Annotated in this window: 20 protein-coding genes; 19 read left to right on the top strand and 1 reads right to left on the bottom strand. The window is 34.5% G+C overall.

Translation table 11 applies throughout. The features are described 5' to 3' along the window. Positions 1-70 precede the first annotated feature (70 nt). The 14 genes from atpG (at position 71) to AMQ68_RS03125 (ending at position 13422) form a co-directional block, all read left to right on the top strand. The gene (gene atpG, locus AMQ68_RS03190) at positions 71-940 is read left to right on the top strand and encodes an ATP synthase F1 subunit gamma (RefSeq protein ID WP_054509167.1); all 870 of its coding nucleotides are present in this window, start codon (positions 71-73) and stop codon (positions 938-940) included. Positions 941-1044: 104 nt separating this feature from the next. After that, entirely contained in the window at positions 1045-2403 is a 1359-nt protein-coding gene (locus AMQ68_RS03185) for a hemolysin family protein (protein ID WP_054509166.1), read from the top strand. 13 nt (positions 2404-2416) lie between these two features. Beyond that, entirely contained in the window at positions 2417-2722 is a 306-nt protein-coding gene (locus AMQ68_RS03180; RefSeq protein WP_054509165.1) for an ATP-dependent Clp protease adaptor ClpS, read from the top strand. A 131-nt stretch (positions 2723-2853) separates the two neighbouring features. Then, entirely contained in the window at positions 2854-4698 is a 1845-nt protein-coding gene (locus AMQ68_RS03175) for a T9SS type A sorting domain-containing protein (protein ID WP_054509164.1), read from the top strand. A 132-nt stretch (positions 4699-4830) separates the two neighbouring features. Next, entirely contained in the window at positions 4831-5445 is a 615-nt protein-coding gene (udk, locus tag AMQ68_RS03170; protein ID WP_054509163.1) for a uridine kinase, read from the top strand. A gap of 1 nt (position 5446) precedes the next feature. After that, the gene (locus tag AMQ68_RS03165) at positions 5447-5803 is read left to right on the top strand and encodes a septum formation initiator family protein (RefSeq protein WP_054509162.1); all 357 of its coding nucleotides are present in this window, start codon (positions 5447-5449) and stop codon (positions 5801-5803) included. Positions 5804-5903: 100 nt separating this feature from the next. Further along, complete coding sequence (locus AMQ68_RS03160) at positions 5904-7067, top strand: methylmalonyl-CoA mutase family protein (RefSeq protein ID WP_054509161.1); 1164 nt, start codon at positions 5904-5906, stop codon at positions 7065-7067. Continuing rightward, positions 7067-7507 (top strand): DinB family protein, encoded by a 441-nt coding sequence (locus AMQ68_RS03155; RefSeq protein WP_054509160.1) that lies wholly within the window; start codon positions 7067-7069, stop codon positions 7505-7507. Before AMQ68_RS03160 ends, AMQ68_RS03155 begins: the two co-directional genes overlap by 1 nt. Before the next feature lie 80 nt (positions 7508-7587). After that, positions 7588-8784: a class I SAM-dependent methyltransferase gene (locus tag AMQ68_RS03150; RefSeq protein WP_082383953.1), complete on the top strand. Its 1197-nt coding sequence runs from the start codon at positions 7588-7590 to the stop codon at positions 8782-8784. 55 nt (positions 8785-8839) lie between these two features. Then, positions 8840-9115, top strand: coding sequence for a hypothetical protein (locus tag AMQ68_RS03145; protein ID WP_054509159.1), 276 nt, complete (start codon positions 8840-8842; stop codon positions 9113-9115). 161 nt (positions 9116-9276) lie between these two features. Further along, complete coding sequence (locus AMQ68_RS03140) at positions 9277-10656, top strand: dipeptidase (RefSeq protein ID WP_054509158.1); 1380 nt, start codon at positions 9277-9279, stop codon at positions 10654-10656. Positions 10657-10826: 170 nt separating this feature from the next. Further along, the gene (locus AMQ68_RS03135) at positions 10827-11534 is read left to right on the top strand and encodes an SDR family oxidoreductase (protein ID WP_054509157.1); all 708 of its coding nucleotides are present in this window, start codon (positions 10827-10829) and stop codon (positions 11532-11534) included. 151 nt (positions 11535-11685) lie between these two features. Beyond that, the gene (locus tag AMQ68_RS03130; RefSeq protein ID WP_054509156.1) at positions 11686-12432 is read left to right on the top strand and encodes an electron transfer flavoprotein subunit beta/FixA family protein; all 747 of its coding nucleotides are present in this window, start codon (positions 11686-11688) and stop codon (positions 12430-12432) included. Positions 12433-12474: 42 nt separating this feature from the next. After that, positions 12475-13422: an electron transfer flavoprotein subunit alpha/FixB family protein gene (locus AMQ68_RS03125; protein WP_054509155.1), complete on the top strand. Its 948-nt coding sequence runs from the start codon at positions 12475-12477 to the stop codon at positions 13420-13422. 146 nt (positions 13423-13568) lie between these two features. Here AMQ68_RS03125 and AMQ68_RS03120 read toward each other — a convergent pair whose 3' ends face one another. Then, complete coding sequence (locus AMQ68_RS03120; RefSeq protein WP_054509154.1) at positions 13569-14360, bottom strand: hypothetical protein; 792 nt, start codon at positions 14358-14360, stop codon at positions 13569-13571. A 362-nt stretch (positions 14361-14722) separates the two neighbouring features. On the opposite strand from AMQ68_RS03120, the gene AMQ68_RS03115 reads away from it, so the two are divergent. From AMQ68_RS03115 to AMQ68_RS03095, 5 genes are all read left to right on the top strand, one after another. Beyond that, positions 14723-15322: a bifunctional nuclease family protein gene (locus AMQ68_RS03115; protein WP_054509153.1), complete on the top strand. Its 600-nt coding sequence runs from the start codon at positions 14723-14725 to the stop codon at positions 15320-15322. A 21-nt stretch (positions 15323-15343) separates the two neighbouring features. Further along, entirely contained in the window at positions 15344-16726 is a 1383-nt protein-coding gene (locus AMQ68_RS03110) for a nucleoside permease (RefSeq protein WP_054509152.1), read from the top strand. 353 nt (positions 16727-17079) lie between these two features. Further along, positions 17080-17481 carry a hypothetical protein gene (locus AMQ68_RS03105; RefSeq protein ID WP_054509151.1) on the top strand — a complete coding sequence of 134 codons (402 nt, stop codon included), beginning with the start codon at positions 17080-17082 and terminating at the stop codon, positions 17479-17481. Then, positions 17478-17927, top strand: a complete 450-nt coding sequence (locus AMQ68_RS03100) for a hypothetical protein (RefSeq protein WP_054509150.1) — start codon at positions 17478-17480, stop codon at positions 17925-17927. Before AMQ68_RS03105 ends, AMQ68_RS03100 begins: the two co-directional genes overlap by 4 nt. 50 nt (positions 17928-17977) lie before the next feature. Further along, entirely contained in the window at positions 17978-19156 is a 1179-nt protein-coding gene (locus AMQ68_RS03095) for an acetyl-CoA C-acyltransferase (protein WP_054509149.1), read from the top strand. Positions 19157-19264: the final 108 nt, after the last annotated feature.

Here is a 19264-nt window from a genome sequence, read left to right as displayed (position 1 = left end):
TGTTGGTTGATAGTTGACGGAATTTTCTAAAACTAGCAACCAACAACCGACAACCAACAACTAACCCAATATGGCAAACTTAAAAGAAATACGAGGAAGAATCAGTTCAATTTCATCTACGATGCAAATCACACGTGCTATGAAAATGGTTTCGGCAGCGAAACTTAAAAAAGCACAGGATGCCATCGTAATGTTAAGACCTTATTCTGAAAAACTACAGGAGATCATCCAGAATGTAAATTCTAGTTCAGATCCTGATCAGGTTTCTATTTATGCTCAAAAAAGAGAGGTTAAAAGAGTACTTTTCATCGCTGTTACTTCAAACAGAGGTTTGGCGGGTGCTTTCAACTCATCTATTGTAAAAGAACTTAATATTCAGTTTGATAAGAATGCTCAATATGAGGTTGAAGTTCTTACAATTGGTAAAAAAGCTCATGATGCTGTAAGAAAAACTCGTACAGTATATGCTAATGGAAGTAACGTTTTTGATAATTTGACTTTCGAAGCAGTTTCTAATCTTACTGAAGCAGTAATGAGCAGTTTCAAGGAAGGTAAGTTTGACGAAGTTTATTTAATTTATAATAAATTTGTTAATGCTGCTACTCAAGAAGTTACTACTGAGCAAGTTCTTCCTATTCATATGGCAGAAGTTGATGTAACAGTACCTCAAGTAGAAACAGATTATATTTTTGAACCAAACAAAGCTGAGATCTTAGATAATTTGATTCCAAAGTCTATTAAAACTCAGGTTTTCAAAGGTGTTTTAGATTCTGTAGCATCTGAGCATGGAGCGAGAATGACTGCAATGCACAAAGCAACAGACAATGCTCAATCTATGAAAAATGATTTAGTAATCTATTACAACAAAGCAAGACAGGCTGCTATTACAAACGAGATCCTAGAGATCGTTTCAGGAGCAGAAGCTTTGAAGAATTCATAAAGAATTAATTTTACATAATATTAAAGCATCGACATCCTCGATGCTTTTTTTGTTATTTTTATTTTGTATATCTTTGTAGTCAATTAAATATATATAATTTCTAAATGGACTCGGACATAGTCAGGCTTTTGTTAGCCTTGTTTCTAGTATTACTTAATGGCTTTTTCGTAGCCGCAGAATTTTCAATTGTTAAAGTTCGTTACTCACAAATCCAATTAAAGGCAGCCGAAGGTAACTCTATGGCTAAGCAGGCAGAGCACATTATCAAGCATCTTGATGAATATCTTTCTGCTACTCAGTTAGGTATCACATTGGCATCGCTAGCGTTGGGTTGGGTAGGAGAAAGTGCTCTCCACCATGTTGTAGACAATATTTTCCATACGTTGGAAGTAGAATTGGCTCAGACAACAATCACCACAATTTCAGTGGTAACCAGTTTTGTTTTAATTACGGTGATGCATATTGTATTTGGGGAGCTTATTCCAAAATCAATTGCCATCAGAAAATCGGAAGCAACTACAATGGCAACAGCAGTTCCATTGAGGGTTTTTTATACGGTTTTTAAACCATTTATCTGGTTAATGAATTTGATGTCGAATACTTTTTTACGATTAGTAAAAATACACCCGGCATCGGAACAGGAAATTCACTCTACTGAGGAACTTCAGCTTTTGGTAAAACAAAGTGCAGACAGCGGAGAAATTGAAGAAGAGAACTATGAGATCATTAAAAACGCGTTTGATTTTACAGATCACTCTGCAAAACAGATCATGGTTCCCAGACAGAATATTACATCCATTGATTTTGAGGAAGATATCAATGAAATAATTAATAAAATAATGGATAGCGGGTATTCAAGAATTCCTGTTTATCTTAATTCTATTGATAATGTGATTGGTATTTTATATACAAAAGAAATTATCAGAGAATTTGTTAAGAGAAAAGGGGTGCTGAGCCACGATGATCTTAAGGAATTAATGCGTGACCCTTTCTTTGTGGTTGGAAGTAAGAAAATTTCAGATCTATTAAAGATTTTCCAACAGAAGAAACAGCATTTAGCTATTGTAATCGATGAATTTGGGGGTACCGAAGGTATTATTACACTAGAAGATATTTTAGAAGAATTGGTAGGGGAAATTCAGGATGAAGAGGATGATGAAGAAAAGTTGGTAGATAAGATTGCTGATAATACCTATTGGGTACAGGCTACACAGCCGTTAGATGAGATCAACGAACATTTACCGAAGAAACTACCTCTTTCTGAAGAAAGTGAATATAACTCATTAGCTGGTCTTATTCTTCATGAATTACAAGACATTCCGGAAGAGAACCAGGAATTTGACTTATTGAATTATCATTTCAAAATTTTGAAAATGAATAATAAGAGCGTAGAGCTTGTAGAATTGGTTTATTATGGACCCAATTCTGTTAGTGACCTCGCGGATAAATTAGGAGAAGCTTAAAAATAATTAAATAATGATTTTTTATAACAGTATAAAAGATTACGAAGATCCGAAACGTCAATATGAAGAAGAAGTACTCGTAATGGAGGAAACGGATGATGTTTATAAATTGATCTTGCATAACGATGACATTCACACTTTTGATTATGTGATTGATTGTCTGATGGAAATTTGCAAACATACTCTTGAACAGGCCGAGCAATGCACGATCTTGATACATTACAAAGGGAAGTGCACAGTAAAAACAGGATCTATGGATGTTTTAAAACCCATGCATGAAAGACTACTTTCAAGGGAATTAACAAGTGAAATCGTATAAAGTAAAGCTCTAACATTGGTTAGAGCTTTTTTATTTTCGTTATCTAAATTCATTCATTGTTGAATTAATATTAAATAAGAGGTGTGTTTTCATAATATTTTGTTAATTTAGAGTACTTGAAAAAACAAAATATGAATTTAAAAATTAATTCTTTAATACTGGGCTGTGTTATTTCATGCTCAGGATTATTAGCTCAGCAATCTTCTTGGGAAGCTCCTGCAAAAAAATGGATCAATGAAAACTCCAGAAACTTAGGCGTTCAAAACTTTAGTCAACTCCAATTAAACTTTGTAAAGAAAGGAAGTGCTGGAGAGACTCTGCGTTTTCAACAGATGATTAAAAATGTGCCTGTTTTTCAATCAGAAATCGTAGTGCACTTTAATAAAGAGGGGAAAATCACATATACTTCTTCGGAAAGTTTGAAAAAAGAGGTAAAAGACATCAGTACAAATCCATCTTTTACAGATTCAGAAGCTCTTAAGAAGGCTCATGTAGCTTCCAAAACAAAAGGTGAAATAACTTTTGAAGAAAATAAACTTTTCGTTTATCTTACCGAATCAGGAGATACAAAGCTTGTTTACAGAGTGCTTACAAGCTCTCATGATCATCCGGGAAGTTGGGAAACAATTGTAGACGCACAAAACGGCAATGTAATCAGCGTAAAAGATATCGCTAATTATCATCATGATAAAAACGAGAATCCAAAACCTTCAAAAAAAAATCAAAAGAAAGAAATAAGCGCTAAGAAAGTTCTTGTTTCTGGCTCCGGATATATCTTCAATCCAGATCCGCTTTCTAAAATGCAGATGGCTTATGGAGGGCAATATGTAGACAATAATGACGCTACCAACGCAAGTTTAGATGCAGCAAGAACGTTAGTGACCATACCAGAATTAGATTTCACAGGAGGTGTATATAAGTTAAAAGGATCTTATGCAGAAATCAAAGAGCTTGAGGCGCCTGCTACAGGGCTTTTTACCCAAGCAACCAATCAATTCTTATTTAATAGAAATGATCAGGGATTTGAAGCTGTAAATGCGTATTGGCATATTGATAACAGTTTACGTTACATCAATGAAACATTAAATATTGTATGTAAACCACTAACGAATGGTGGAATATTGTGGTATGACCCACATGGGGTGGATGGTGATGATAATTCATACTACAGCAGTGGTAGATTAGTATTCGGAGAAGGAGGAGTAGATGATGCTGAAGATGCAGACGTTATTTTGCATGAATTAGGGCACGGTGTTCATGATTGGTTAACCAACGGAAGTTTATCTCAGGTTCAGGGGCTAAGTGAAGGTTGTGGAGACTATTGGGCGCAATCATACAGCAGAAGTTTGGGTCAATGGCCTTCGTCGGCAGCAGCTTATAACTGGATGTTTAGTTGGGACGGGCATAATGAATATTGGTCAGGGAGAATTACAAATTATACCGTTTTGTATCCGGGATCCGGCGCAATCCATACAAGAGGGCAAATATGGGCTTCCGCTTTAATGAGAATATATGATAGAATTGGAAGAGCAAAAACAGATAGAGCCTTTTTAGAAGGTCTAACAATGACGGGTTCAAGCACTAATCAACAAAACGCTGCAATTGCTGTGAGACAGGCTGCTATAGACATGTTGGGGCAATTCGGATTCGCATGTGGAGATATTACAGTAATGACGGAGGAGTTTACTGCTGCAGGATATGTTTTACCGGCTTACAATTGTCAGTTAAGTGTAGATGATATTTCTAAAAAAGAACTTATTGCAATTTATCCGAATCCCGTTTCTGATATCTTAAATATTTCAATGAAAATAAACAAAGAGGAAAAAGTAGAAATCTACAATATGGAAGGAAGAAAAGTATTAGAAACCACGATTAATAATGGTAAAAATACAATTAATGTTTCTCATCTTCAGACAGGAAACTATATTTTGAGTAGTAAAGGATTAGGTTTATCCACTAAATTTATCAAAAAATAAGAGCATATAATTTCTATTAAAATCCGGTGTTTTAAGCATCGGATTTTTTTATTGGATAAATTCCGTGCCCATTATTTTATTTGCATTGATCTAAAATGGTATATTTGTAAAAACTATATAGAAACAAAAAGAATGCTAGTAATAGGAATTGCAGGAGGTACAGGATCCGGCAAAACTACGGTTGTGGATAAAATTATTCAACAGCTTGATATCGAAGGAATGAATATTTTATCTCAGGATAATTATTACCATGATAATCATAATTTAACGCTAACAGAAAGAGAAGCACTGAATTATGATCACCCAAAGTCTATAGATTTTGAACTGATGCTAAAGCACGTAAAAGCGCTGAAAAACAATGAGGCGATAGAGCAGCCTATTTATAGCTTTGTAACCCATTCCAGAACTGGAGATCATGTTACCGTAGAACCTAAAAATGTATTGGTGGTAGAAGGTATTTTGGTACTTACAAATAAGGAACTATTGAAAGAGTTTGATTTGAAGGTATTTGTGCATGCAGACTCTGACGAAAGGTTAATAAGGCGTATCAGGAGAGATACACAGGAAAGGGGAAGAGATTTGAGTGAAGTATTACACCGTTATCAGACTACTTTAAAACCAATGCATCAGGAATTTATTGAGCCCTCTAAAAACGAGGCCGATCTTATTATTCCAAATATGAGACAAAATTCCGTAGCGATTGATTTTTTAACTACCGTTATTAAAAACTCGTTGAGAAAACACTAAAATGGAAGAGAACAAACTTATTAAAGAAATTAAACCTAAGTCAGAGACTTTTATATTTATTAAGAATTATATTTTTAATAAGTATCTCCTTACGATCTGTCTGTTCTTGGTTTGGATGGTTTTCTTTGATAAAACTTCGTTCTTGGTTATTAATGAACTCAATGGTGAGATCAGTAAATACGAAGAACAATTAGAATATTATAAAACGGAATATGCAAAAAATGACACGTTTTATAAGAAACTAATGAACAATAAATCGGAAAAAGAAAAATACGCAAGAGAAAATTATTTTATGAAAAAGCCAAATGAAGAAATCTTTATTTTGGTTGTTGACAGCACAAATGTTGCTAAGAAATAATTTAAAAAAGCGAATGATGATGAGTCAATTCATTTTGCTAGTTGATTTTTAAAGATTTATTGGATTACTAATTACCTATTACTCATTACTTATAATTGATATGTCAAATACAGATACTTTTCCCAACTGGGAAAATTTAGTAAAAAAGCAACTTAAGACAGAAGATATTTACACCATTCTGAAAAAAGAAAATTTAGAAGGAATTGAGGTGAAACCTTTTTACGATTCGGTTCAAAAGCCTTTAGTAAACCTTCCAAAAGTTGAAGAAAGTACACATTTGGTGGCAAAGTATCATGAAAGCTTAGAAGATGATGTTTTCGCTTTTATATTGGATCATAATGTTGAAAATCTTGATGAAAAAACAATTTTCATTCATAATAAAGAGTTGGCGGAACATATAAGTCCTGAAGATAACGATCAGTATTTTTCTTTGATTGATGTATTCGATGAAAAAAATGGAACAATTGATGATCAGCTGGCAAAAGAATTATTAGCAAAAGATTTTAAAAGAAACATTTGTGTTGATATTTCCCTTCATCAAAATGCCGGAGCTTCGATTTATCAGCAATTAGGGATTGCTTTGGCAAAAGCGAAAGAACTGATAGAAGTTTACGGACAGGAAATTGTAAATAAATTAATATTCAAAATTGCGGTAGGAGGAAATTATTTCTTTGAAACAGCGAAGCTGAGAGCTTTTAAACTGGTTTTTAACCAACTCTCTAAAGAATACGGATTAGATGAGATTCCTTATATTTTTGCAGAAACTTCATTAAGAAATAAAGCAACTGTAGACAGTGAGAATAATCTTATTCGCTCAACATTAGAACTTGCTTCTGCAATGATTGGTGGAGCAGATGCTGTATACAGCACGAATTATGCTGTCGGAAAAAGCACTGAAAACTCAGAAGAAATATCTTTCAAACAGCAGATTGTTTTGGCATACGAATGTATTATCAATGTCTTTGAAGATGCGGCTAACGGAAGTTATTATGTTGAAGATATTACTCAGCAGATCGCAGAAAAGTCTTGGGCTTTCTTTGTAGAAATTGAAGAGGCTGGAGGATATCTGGAACTTTTAAAGCAAGGAATACTTCAGAAAAAGATCTACAATCAGGCTATTGAAGAGCAGCAATGGGTAGAAGAAGGTAAGATCAAAATCATCGGAGTTAATTTATATCCAAAATTAGACGTTAAAAAATCAATTGCTGAATTGTATGACGAAAAGGAAATAAAAGCTGTTCGTTGGGCTGAGATGTTTGAATAATGAAAGAAAAACTAATCGATTTATTTGAATATACCTATCATTTCAACCAAGAAATGATAAAAGTTATTTCTGAAAACCTCGAAAAGGTCGATGAAAAGATGATCAGTTTGATTAATCATACGTTGAATGCCCAGCAAATCTGGAACTCAAGAGTTTTAAGGGAAGCATCTTTCGAAGTTTGGCAGATGAATCCTTTTGAAAATTTGCAGGAAATTAATCATCAAAACTTTAAGAAAAGCATTCAAATTGTTGAAAGTTCAGATGTTGACCAAAGAATTGAATATCAAAATTCAAAAGGTACAAAGTTTGAAAACAGTATTTTTGAAATGCTTTTTCAGGCCATCAACCATTCAACATATCACCGAGGGCAGATCAATTCTTTATTAAAACAAAACGGAATTGCTCCTATATTGACAGATTATATTTTTTATAAAAGATAAATTTCTAATAAAATAAAAGGATGCTTCGACTTCGCTCAGCATGACATCTCTAATACTAAACGTCATTTTGTAGCGTTGTCATGCTGAGCGAAGTCGAAGCATTTTATATAAAAGAATCTTACAGATCTGTGGGAAATAAAGTATTAAATCAAGACATTCAAAACTATATCAATGCAAATCTAAACACAGACTTGCATTCACTATTATTAAAAAAATCTCCATTTCCTGAGGTTTCCATGCAGGAAATTGTCCAACAAATCAAAGGAAAGCAAGTCGCGCAGAGGAAATTTCCGTTTTTATTGAAAGAAGGAATTATTTTTCCACCGCAACTTAATTTAGAGCAGTCTTCTTCCGAAAAAACAGCGTTGTATAAATCTGAAATTTTAAAAGGAAAGAAATTCATTGATCTGACCAGTGGTTTCGGAATTGATGCCTATTATCTGTCTCAAAATTTTGATGAAATTACCCTTATTGAGCAGAATTCTGAGCTTTTGGAGATTGTAGAACACAATTGGACTGTCTTAGAAAAGAAAGCGAAATTTATCAATCATAAACTGGAGGATTTCCTTGCTGAAAATCAGGAAAGCTTTGACGTTGTTTATTTAGATCCTGCGAGAAGAGATAATAATAAAAACAAAGTCTTCTTATTGGAAGATCTTTCACCTAATATTCTTGAAATTCAGAAAAAATTACTTTCTATTTCAAATGAAGTGGTGATCAAACTGTCTCCATTGATCGATCTAAAATACCTAGTTTCCGTATTGCCTAATATTTTCAGAATTGAAATTATTGCATTGAAAAATGACGTAAAAGAAGTGGTTGTCTTCTTATCCAATGAAAATTTCGGGAAGATTATTTGCAAATGCGTCAACTTGGAAAGCGGAGAATCTGACTTTGAATATCAGTTCGGGGACGAAGAAAATGCCAATGCAACATATTCTGAGCCTGAAAAATACATTTATATTCCTAATCATTCCATTTTAAAGGCAGGAATTTTTAATTTGATTTCTGAAAAATTTAATCTGAAAAAACTTCATCCTAATAGTCACTTTTATACCTCTGAGGAAAAAATAACCGATTTTCCGGGAAGAGTTTTTGAAGTTAAAGTGATTGATAGCAAGGAGATTAAAAAGAAAGAGCAGTTTAATATTATCTCTAAAAATTATCCGTTAAAACCGGAAGAACTTAAAAAGAAATACGGATTAAAAGATGGTGGTGAACACTACCTTATTTTTACACAATCCAAAAAAGGTAAAATTATTTTAAAATCAATATAAAAATGTTGCCGAAAAAAGCAAGTTTTCTTAATTTTGGGCAATCAAAAATTTAGGCATGAGAAAATTAATTATATGTTTAGCTATTGCAACTGTAGCTGTAAGCTGTAAAAAGATACAAGCTGGAGGAAATAAGAATATCATTAAATTGGAAGAAGGAGCAGAGAGATATTCTGATGATCACCAGGGAGGTACTGAAGCTCACGGTCACGAAGCTGCTGCAGAGCATAAAGAAGCGGCTACCGCTGAAAAACACGGGGCTGAAGCTCCAAAAGCAGATAGTACAGCTGCTGTAAAACCTGCAGAGGCTGATAAAGCTAAAGCTGAACACTAATTATTTTAGAAAAATATAAAGAGTATCCTACAGGAATGTAGGATATTTTTTATTTAGTTAAACGCTTAACTTTCAAAAGATAGCAAACTTAGAGAAAATCATATGTTTTTATTTGCCCCTGCTGGGCATATTTTTTAATTTTATCGAAACAAATTTTTACAATGCAAGAGACATTAAATTACATTAACGAAAACAAACAACGTTTCGTAGATGAATTATTTGAGTTACTAAGAATTCCTTCTATTTCTGCAGACCCTGCTTATAAAGATGACGTATTGAAGTGTGCAGATGTTGTTGCAGAATACCTTACAAAAGCAGGAGCCGACAATGTTGAAGTATGCCAGACAAAAGGGTATCCTATCGTTTTTGGTGAAAAGTTTTTAGACAGTAACTTACCTACCGTGTTGGTATATGGACACTACGATGTTCAACCTGCGGACCCACTAGAACTGTGGAAAAAACCACCTTTTGAGCCGTATATCGAGAAGACAGAACTTCATCCTGAAGGGGCAATCTTCGCAAGAGGTTCAGCTGATGATAAAGGACAGTTCTTTATGCACCTGAAAGCTTTTGAAGCGATGATGAAGACTAATTCTCTTCCTTGTAATGTTAAATTTATATTAGAAGGTGAGGAAGAAGTAGGTTCTGTAAGCTTAGGAGATTTCGTGAACGAAAACAAAGAGAAATTATCATGCGACTGTATTTTAATTTCAGATACTCATATTTACAGCAATGAGCAGCCAACGGTAACCACAGGTTTAAGAGGGTTGAGCTATGTGGAAGTTGAGATTGAAGGTCCGAACAGAGATTTACATTCAGGGCTGTACGGTGGAGCGGTTCCAAACCCAATTCACGTTCTTTCAAGAATGATTGCTGATTTGATTGATGAAGACGGACAAATTACAATTGACGGATTCTATGATAGCGTAGAAGACGTTTCAGAAGATGATAGAGAAGCGATGAATAAATTGGAGGACAATCCAGAGGAATTCAAAAAATCTATCGGATTAGAAGGCTTAGAAGGCGAAGAAGGATATACAACGTTGGAAAGAACGTCTATCCGTCCTACATTAGACTGCAACGGAATTTGGGGTGGCTACACAGGAGAAGGCGCTAAGACAGTTATTCCTTCTAAAGCATCTGCTAAAATTTCTATGCGTTTGGTTCCTTATCAGACTCCGGAAGAGATCACAGAAAAGTTCACGAAGCACTTTATAAAAATTGCTCCGGATAACGTAAGAGTAAAAGTAACGCCACATCATGGAGGGATGCCTTACGTTTTACCTACAGATACTAAAGAATTCTTGGCTGCAAAACATGCAATGGAAACAACATTCGACAAAGAAGTTCTTCCTTTCAGAGGGGGAGGTAGTATTCCTATTACCGCGATGTTTGAGCAGGTGTTAGGCGCTAAGTCTGTGTTAATGGGATTCGGATTGGATTCTGATGCTATTCACTCTCCAAACGAACACTACGGATTGTTTAATTTCTATAAAGGAATTGAAAGTATCCCGTTGTTTTTTGAAAATTATTCAAAGTAATTAAACTTAGTATATTTATAGAAACGCTCTTATTATAGAGCGTTTTTTTATTATCATATCCGGATATTTTGCAATATGTTATAAATAATAAAATTACTGACAAATATTAGTATTGATAAAACGCTCCAATTGGGGCGTTTTTGTTATTTTAGGAAACTAAAAACAAAGACATGTTAGAAAATAAAGTCGCATATATAACAGGAGGGACCAAAGGAATAGGTTTTGGTATTGCAAAAATTTTGCTTGAAAATGATATTTCGGTGGCATTTTCGGGGAGGAAAAAGGAAGATGTAGAGAAAGCAGAGAAGGATCTTAAACAATATTCACAGCATGTTATAGGAGTTGTTTCTGATGTGAAGATTCTAGGCAACGAAGAAGAAGCAGTAAAAAAGACGGTAGAAAAGTTTGGCAGACTTGATTTTGTGATTGCGAATGCCGGATTAGGGATTTTCAAGCCAGTTGACGAATTATCTGCTGAAGAGTGGAATGACATGATAGAAACCAACCTTACAGGAGTTTTTTATACGTTAAAAGCTTCTGTTGAAGAGTTAAAGAAGTCTGAAGGGTATTATATTACAGTTTCAAGTTTGGCAGGCGCTAATTTTTTTGAAAAGGGAACAGGCTATAATGCCTCAAAATTTGGGGTCGTTGGTTTCACGCAGGCAGCGATGATTGATTTAAGAAAATATAACATTAAATCAACCGTAATTATGCCCGGATCAGTGGCTACAAATTTCAACGGAAATGTACCTTCCGAAAAAGATGAATGGAAGATTCAGCCCGAAGATATGGGGAATCTGATATTGGATATTTTAAGGATGAATCCTAGGGTTTTGCCCAGTAAGATAGAGTTTAGGGCAAGCCAGCCAGGCAAGTAAGTACATCTAATGTATTGAATAATAAAATAATAAGTATTATGCATGCATAATATATTTTTTATTTATATTTACAGGAATTAATAAAAACAAAATCTCTGCATAAAGCGATAAAGTTTTATGTCATAAAAAGGGAAACAATAAAATAGTACACATGAAAATATTAGTTTGTATTAGTAGTGTTCCGGATACTACTTCCAAAATTAACTTTACAGCAGACAAATCTGCTTTCGACAAAAACGGAATTCAGTGGGTGATCAATCCATTAGACGAATTTGCGTTAACAAAAGCAGTTAAACTTCAGGAGTCTCAGGGAGCTAATGTAACAGTAATCAATGTAGGGGATGTAACGACGGAACCGGTAATCAGAAAAGCTTTGGCAATTGGTGCTAATGATGCAGTAAGAGTAAATCTTGATCCTCAGGATAGTTATTCTACAGCAAAAGAAATCGCTGCTGTTGCTCAAAACGGTGGATATGACCTTATTCTTTGTGGTAAGGAATCTATTGATTATAACGGTGGTTCTGTTCCAGGAATGGTGGCTCAGTTATTAAATCAGCCTTTCGTTAATGCATCTGTAGGTTTAGAAGTAAACGGAAGTGAAGCTACTGCAGTAAGAGAAATTGAAGGAGGTAAAGAAACTATTTCTGTGAAATTACCTGCTGTAATCGCTGGTCAGAAAGGATTGGTAGATGAGAAAGATCTTATCATTCCAAACATGAGAGGGATAATGTCTGCAAGAACTAAATCTTTGCAGGTTGTAGAACCTACTTCATCAGAAGTGAAAGTTCAGGGAGTTTCTTATGATAGCGTTCCTCCAAGAGCTGCTGTGAAACTTGTTTCTCCGGATAATTTAGATGAATTAGTAAGATTACTTCACGAAGAAGCTAAAGTTATCTAATCTTTTAATCATTAAATTTTTTAATCATTTAATTTTAAAACAATGGCAGTATTCGTATACGCAGAAAATATAAATGGAGTTTACAAAAAAGCAGCTTTCGAGGCAGTTTCTTATGCTAAGGCTGTTGCAGACCAAGCTGGAGATACCGTTACAGCGATCTCTGTAAACCCTACAGATTCTTCAGATTTATTGTATAAATATGGGGCATCAAATGTTATCAATATTAAAGACGAAGGTCTTAAAAGCTTTTCAGCTAAAGCGTATGCTCAGGCTGTAAGTGAAGTCGCTAACGGAAACATCATCGTTTTCCCTCACACGACAGACGCTTCTTCAATCGCTCCAATGTTGGCAGTAATGAATGGGTTTGCCTTAATTACAAATACGTTGGCAGCTCCGGAAAGTCTTTCTCCATTTCAGGTGAAAAGAAGAGCTTTCTCAGGAAAAGGTTTTATGCACGCAAAAGCAGAAGGGAATAATGTAATTCTTACCGTTTCTCAAAATGCTTTCGGTGTTAAAGAAAATGCAGTTTCAGGTACTGAAGAAGTGAAAAACTTGTCAGTGGCTAACGAAGATACTAAAGTGATCTCTCACGAGCAAAGTTCAGGGAAATTAGACCTTAAAGAAGCTGAAGTAGTAGTTTCTGCAGGTAGAGGATTGAAAGGTCCTGAAAACTGGGGAATGATCGAAGAATTAGCAAACGTTTTAGGCGCTGCTACCGCTTGTTCTAAGCCAGTTTCTGATATCGGTTGGAGACCTCACACAGAGCACGTTGGGCAGACAGGTAAAGCAATTTCTCCAAATCTTTATATCGCAGTAGGTATTTCGGGAGCGATTCAGCACTTAGCTGGTGTAAACTCTTCTAAAACTATCGTTGTAATCAACAGTGATCCTGAAGCTCCGTTCTTCAAATCTGCTGATTATGGAGTAGTAGGAGATGCTTTCCAGATTATTCCTGCATTAACTGAGAAAATTAAAGCAATTAAAGGATAAAAAGTGAGTTGTGAATTCGCCTTGCTGGTTAACGTTTTTAATTAAACTTATTCATTTGCGAAGCAAAATTTACAATAAGCATTCAACAATACAGATAAAAGCTCGGTTTTCCGGGCTTTTATCTTTTTTAAATTATAAAACTTAGTTTACAGTTCTTGAATAAGAATATAACAGGTACCGTTATTACCTGATCCTGCGCTGAGATCAAAAGATCCTCCTGCTCCTGTACCAAGAGTTCTTAGTTTAATAGTAAGGGGAGAGGTTCCTGTATTAATTATTGCGGTAGAAGGATTTACTCCTCCGTCTTTATACTGTTCGGTACTTGCTTCTTGAAACCCTGCCATATTAACACTTCCTACTGCCGTATTAGAAGTATCTACGAAATTATATTTAATCCATGCATTAGCGTCAGGTACGCCTGAACTTTTTAACCAGGAAACGTAGCCTTGCAATAAAAATATTTTATTGGCAGGTAAAATAATATTGCCACTAGACAGCGTAATAGCATTTGCGTTTGATCCTGTTATGGTTTGCCATGTAATATCACTCCCACCACCACCGGGGATTGTTTGAGTCGCATTTTTAGTGGCAACAGAAAATATCTGAGTCGCTGCTGCTGGGGTAACAAGTTTTTGCCATACACTACCGTCAAAATAGTAGAAACTAGGTGAGTTTATATTTATTGCAGTACCTGTTTGGGTACCTGTAGCAATGTTATTCACATAAATAATAGTTGAGGTAGGTACGTTCGTCATACTCTGGGCTCTTTGTCGATCTACTCGCGGAGCAATAAAGCCATCTACGTTGGTAGAATTACCTGTTGTATTTTTAGAGATTACATCTAAAGTAGCTGTAGGGGATGCTGTATTAATACCAACCTGAGCGATATAAAATGCAGGCATCATCACTATTGTTGAAATAATTAGATTTTTCATCATTGATTTTGGTTTTTGTGTATTATAAATTTACACAATTTAAATCGTTTATATTGTTTTATTTGTGTTAAAATAAGTTAATTTGATAATATTTACATTTTTAAATCAAACTTAGTTATTGTTGTGTGTATTTCTGTAAAATACTGATTAGTAAGTTTATTTTAATGGGTAACAATGTGTTTATGTTGAATTTTTTCTGAATCAATAATGAGTTATTGGTAATTCCATGGATTTATTTAATTTTTATACTTCTTTTAAGGGGATTTTCATCCCTGTAATTTTCCAGTTATTTAGTATCTTTACAGGCTTTTATTTTTGACTAAAAATAGAAACCTGCAATTAAAAATTAAATTATATTTGTAGCTATGGATTATAAGCAGCTAATTATTCGCGGAATATCGTACAGCCAGACCCAATCAGGGGCGTACGCTTTGTTATTGGAACATGAAGAATCACACATAAAATTACCTGTTGTTATAGGAAATTTCGAGGCACAATCTATTTCTCTTGGTTTAGAAAAAGATATTCATCCACCTCGTCCACTTACACACGACTTATTTTCAAAATTTATAACCTCTGCGAATTATGAATTGATCTCTGTGATCATTTATCAGATCGTAGATGGTGTTTTCTTTTCGAATATTAATTTCAAAAATAAGAGTAATGATGAAGAATTAATTCTTGATGCCAGAACTTCTGATGCAGTAGCAATGGCAGTAAGATTTGATGCTCCCATTTTTACGACTCAGCAAGTATTAAATGAAGCCGGAATTCTCTTAGAACTGGAAGATGTTGCCAAAGAAGATCAACCGTTTTCAGAAACTGTTCAGGCTGAGGATAATTTAATATCTCTTTCTATGGAGGAGCTTCAGAAATTATTGGATGAAGCCGTAAAAGAAGAAGATTATGATACTGCTTTAGAGATTCAGGAGGAAATCAAAAGGAGGAAAAAGAAAATTGACTAAAAGAGATATTTTACACTAACTATGAATTTAAAACTACGATTGACCATCCTTAGTTTTCTTCAGTTTTTTGTCTGGGGAGCATGGCTGATTACGATGGCTAACTTTTGGTTCGGTACAAAACATTGGGAAGGAGCTCAGTTTGGGGCTGTTTTCGGAACAATGGGGATCGCTTCTATTTTTATGCCGACCATCACTGGGATTATTGCTGACCGTTGGGTAAATGCGGAAAGAATTTTTTCGGCTTTGCAGATCTTATACGGGATTACGCTTTTCTTTTTACCACATAGTACAGACCCTAATTCTTTCTTTTCTATAATGCTTGTTGCGATGTGTTTTTATATGCCAACAATTGCATTAGCAAATTCTATTTCTTATACAGTTCTTAAAAACAGTAATCTAGATGTAGTGAAAGACTTTCCTCCCATTCGTGTTTGGGGAACTGTTGGGTTTATTGTTGCCATGTGGATCACGAATCTTACAGGAAACAAAGCTACGGAAGGACAATTTTATATTGGTGGTGCAGCAGCCATTGTATTGGGGATTTATGCATTAACATTACCAAAATGTCCACCGCAAAAACTAATTGATAAAAGTGCTCCTTTAATTGAGCAGTTTGGACTAGATGCTTTTAAGCTTTTTGGAAATTTTAAAATGGCGTTGTTCTTTTTATTTTCCATGTTATTGGGAGCTGCGTTGCAGTTAACGAATGCGTATGGAGATGTTTTCTTAAGCGAATTTGCTCATTTTCCAAAATATGCAGATTCTTTTGTTGTACAAAGATCAACCATTATCATGTCTATTTCTCAGGTTTCAGAGACCTTGTTTATTTTGGCAATTCCTTTCTTTTTAAAGAAATTCGGAATTAAAAAAGTAATGCTAATGTCTATGTTTGCTTGGGTATTAAGATTCGGATTCTTCGCTTATGGAGTACCGGACGGATATGGATTATCATTAATTATCCTTTCTTGTATTGTTTACGGAATGGCTTTCGATTTCTTCAATATTTCGGGCTCTCTTTTCGTAGAAACTACAACGGATAAAAAGCTTCGTTCTTCTGCACAAGGGTTATTTATGATGATGACTAATGGTTTTGGAGCGGTTTTCGGAAGTTATATTGCAGGTTGGGCGATCGATAAATTCTTTACCCATAAATTTACAACGGCTTCGGAGCTTTCTACGTATTTACAAACAACACCGGATAATCCTACTTTTTTACAAATTCTTAAAAATAGTTTTAATTCGGCAGTAAATCCAGATGGAACATTATCATCCATTGTAATGGTAAAAGATTGGCAACAGGTATGGCTTTCTTTTGCGGCTTATGCCTTCGTTCTTGCGATTTTGTTTGCTGTTTTATTCAGACATAAACATGATCCGGAAGACGTTTCAATGGTTAAACATTAATTTATTTGAACAGATTATTAAAATACTAAAATGCACTTTTGAGAAAAAGGTGCATTTTTTTTGTTTTTACAGGTGGTCTTTTATAAATTTTACCGTCGTATTGTTAATATATTTATTTTTATAAAGACATTTAATAAGAATATTAATCTCGCGGCCAAATACGGACTTAAAATAGATGTTAAATAGATGAATGTTAATTTTTAATTAATTAATGAAAGTGCATTTTTATTGTTAAATAATTAAATTTACAATGATAATTTTGAAGCTAACGACTGTTTGGGTGCGAATAATTTGATTTTAAAACACACTGATATAAAGTGTGTTTTTTTTTGTATTTTGGCACTTTAGGAATTATGAAAAATATTCAGTTATTAGGATTGTTATTGGTGGTTGTGGGGAGTTTTTTACCCTTAGTCCATGTTCCAATTATAGGTAATTGGAATTACTGGAAGCTAGACCATTCTTTGGCCATTACCTGTTGGATTCTTTCGGCAGGCGCCCTTTTCGGAATTGTAAATAATAGTGCGAAAATCGCAAGAACTTTTGCTGTTCTTCTCATCCTTTTATTCATCCTTAGTTTGATTGCTATTAAAGTTCAGTCTTTAGATTATTTCAGCTTTGTACCTTTTAAATCTTGGAGAGAAACTTTTGCAGGCGTTGTTAAGCTAAAGTGGGGCTGGGCAATTGAATTCCTAGGTGCTTTTCTAATCATATTAGCAAAAAATAATAAAGTAAATAACACAACACAGATATGAAGTACATAAAAATAATCTCCGTTGCAGTATTGTTTTTGGGTGTTTCTCAAATGAACGCTCAGAAAAAAACAACTGCTAATACTCCTAAAAAAGAAACAACACAGCAAAAGCCTGTTGATAATCCTACCAAATGTAGTAATATAAAGGAAGGAACATTTCTACGAACTAATTATCCCAAAAATCTTTGGTATATGACCGTAAAAGATAATGTGCAGACTGAGTATTATAACGACGGGAAAGATCATATAAAATCAAGTATGGTTTTTGTGGATGACTGTAATTATAAATTAATTGTGCTTGAAAAAACAGAGGAAGCTAACCGTATAAAAGTAGGCGATGTTTTTAGTAATAAAATTGCAGCAACGCAGGATAATTATATTAAAATTCAGAGTAAGGTTGATAATGAGCAATTTGATTTGGTTTTAATAAAAGCAAAAACAAAATAACCGAAAGCTTTATCATTAAAGTTTAAAATAGAAAAAATAAAGATATACACATGAAAGAAGTATTCATCGTTTCTGCAGTAAGAACTCCAATGGGAAGTTTCTTAGGAAGTTTATCAACTGTTCCGGCTACAAAGTTGGGATCGGCTGCAGTAAAAGGAGCATTAGATAAAATTGGTCTAGATCCTAAAAATGTTCAGGAAATCTATATGGGTAACGTATTACAGGCAGGTGAAGGACAGGCTCCGGCTCGTCAGGTTGCTTTAGGAGCGGGACTTTCCAATGAAACTATCGCTACAACGATCAATAAAGTTTGTGCTTCAGGAATGAAAGCAGTAAGTATGGCTGCACAGGCTATTAAAGCAGGTGATGCAGACGTAATTGTTGCGGGAGGTATGGAAAACATGTCTTCAGTTCCTCATTATTATAATGCAAGAAACGCTACAAAATTAGGAGACGTTAAAATGCAGGACGGAATGGTTCTAGACGGTCTTACAGACGTTTATAACAAAGTTCACATGGGAGTTTGTGCAGAAAAATGTGCAACTGACTATAATATTACAAGAGAAGAACAAGATAATTTTGCAATAGAGTCTTACAAAAGATCTGCAAAAGCTTGGAGCGAAGGGAAATTTGCTGAAGAAGTAGTTCCTGTTTCTATTCCTCAAAGAAAAGGAGATCCAATTGTATTCGCTGAAGATGAAGAATACAAAGCAGTAAAATTCGATAAACTTCCAACGCTTCCAACGGTATTTAAAAAAGAAGAGGGAACAGTAACAGCAGCGAATGCATCTACTTTAAATGATGGTGCTTCTGCATTAATTCTTGTTTCTAAAGAGAAAATGGAAGAACTAGGTCTTAAGCCTTTAGCAAGAATCGTTTCTTATGCTGATGCTGCTCAAGAGCCTGAAAACTTTACTACAGCACCTGCAAAAGCGTTACCAATTGCTCTTAAAAAAGCGGGTTTAACACTTGCAGATATTGATTTCTTCGAATTTAACGAAGCTTTTTCTGTAGTAGGTTTGGCAAACAACAAAATCTTAGGATTAGATGCTGCTAAAGTAAACGTAAATGGAGGAGCAGTAGCACTAGGACATCCACTGGGAAGTTCAGGTTCTAGAATTATTGTTACTTTGATTAATGTTTTAAAACAAAACAACGCAAAATATGGTGCTGCAGCGATCTGTAATGGAGGCGGTGGTGCATCTGCAATTGTTATTGAAAATATGTAATACCCTAGATCTTAGGATTAAATTATAAAAATGGAGTCTTTTGGCTCCATTTTTTTTGTTGTAAAGCTAGATTTGAGTGTAAATGTTTTATCTTTAGGTTATCATTTT

The sequence above is a fragment of the Chryseobacterium sp. ERMR1:04 genome (assembly GCF_001297705.1).
Classification (GTDB): Bacteria; Bacteroidota; Bacteroidia; order Flavobacteriales; family Weeksellaceae; genus Chryseobacterium.
Note: the sequence above shows the minus strand (reverse complement) of the source record. Positions and strands in the feature narration are given on the sequence as shown.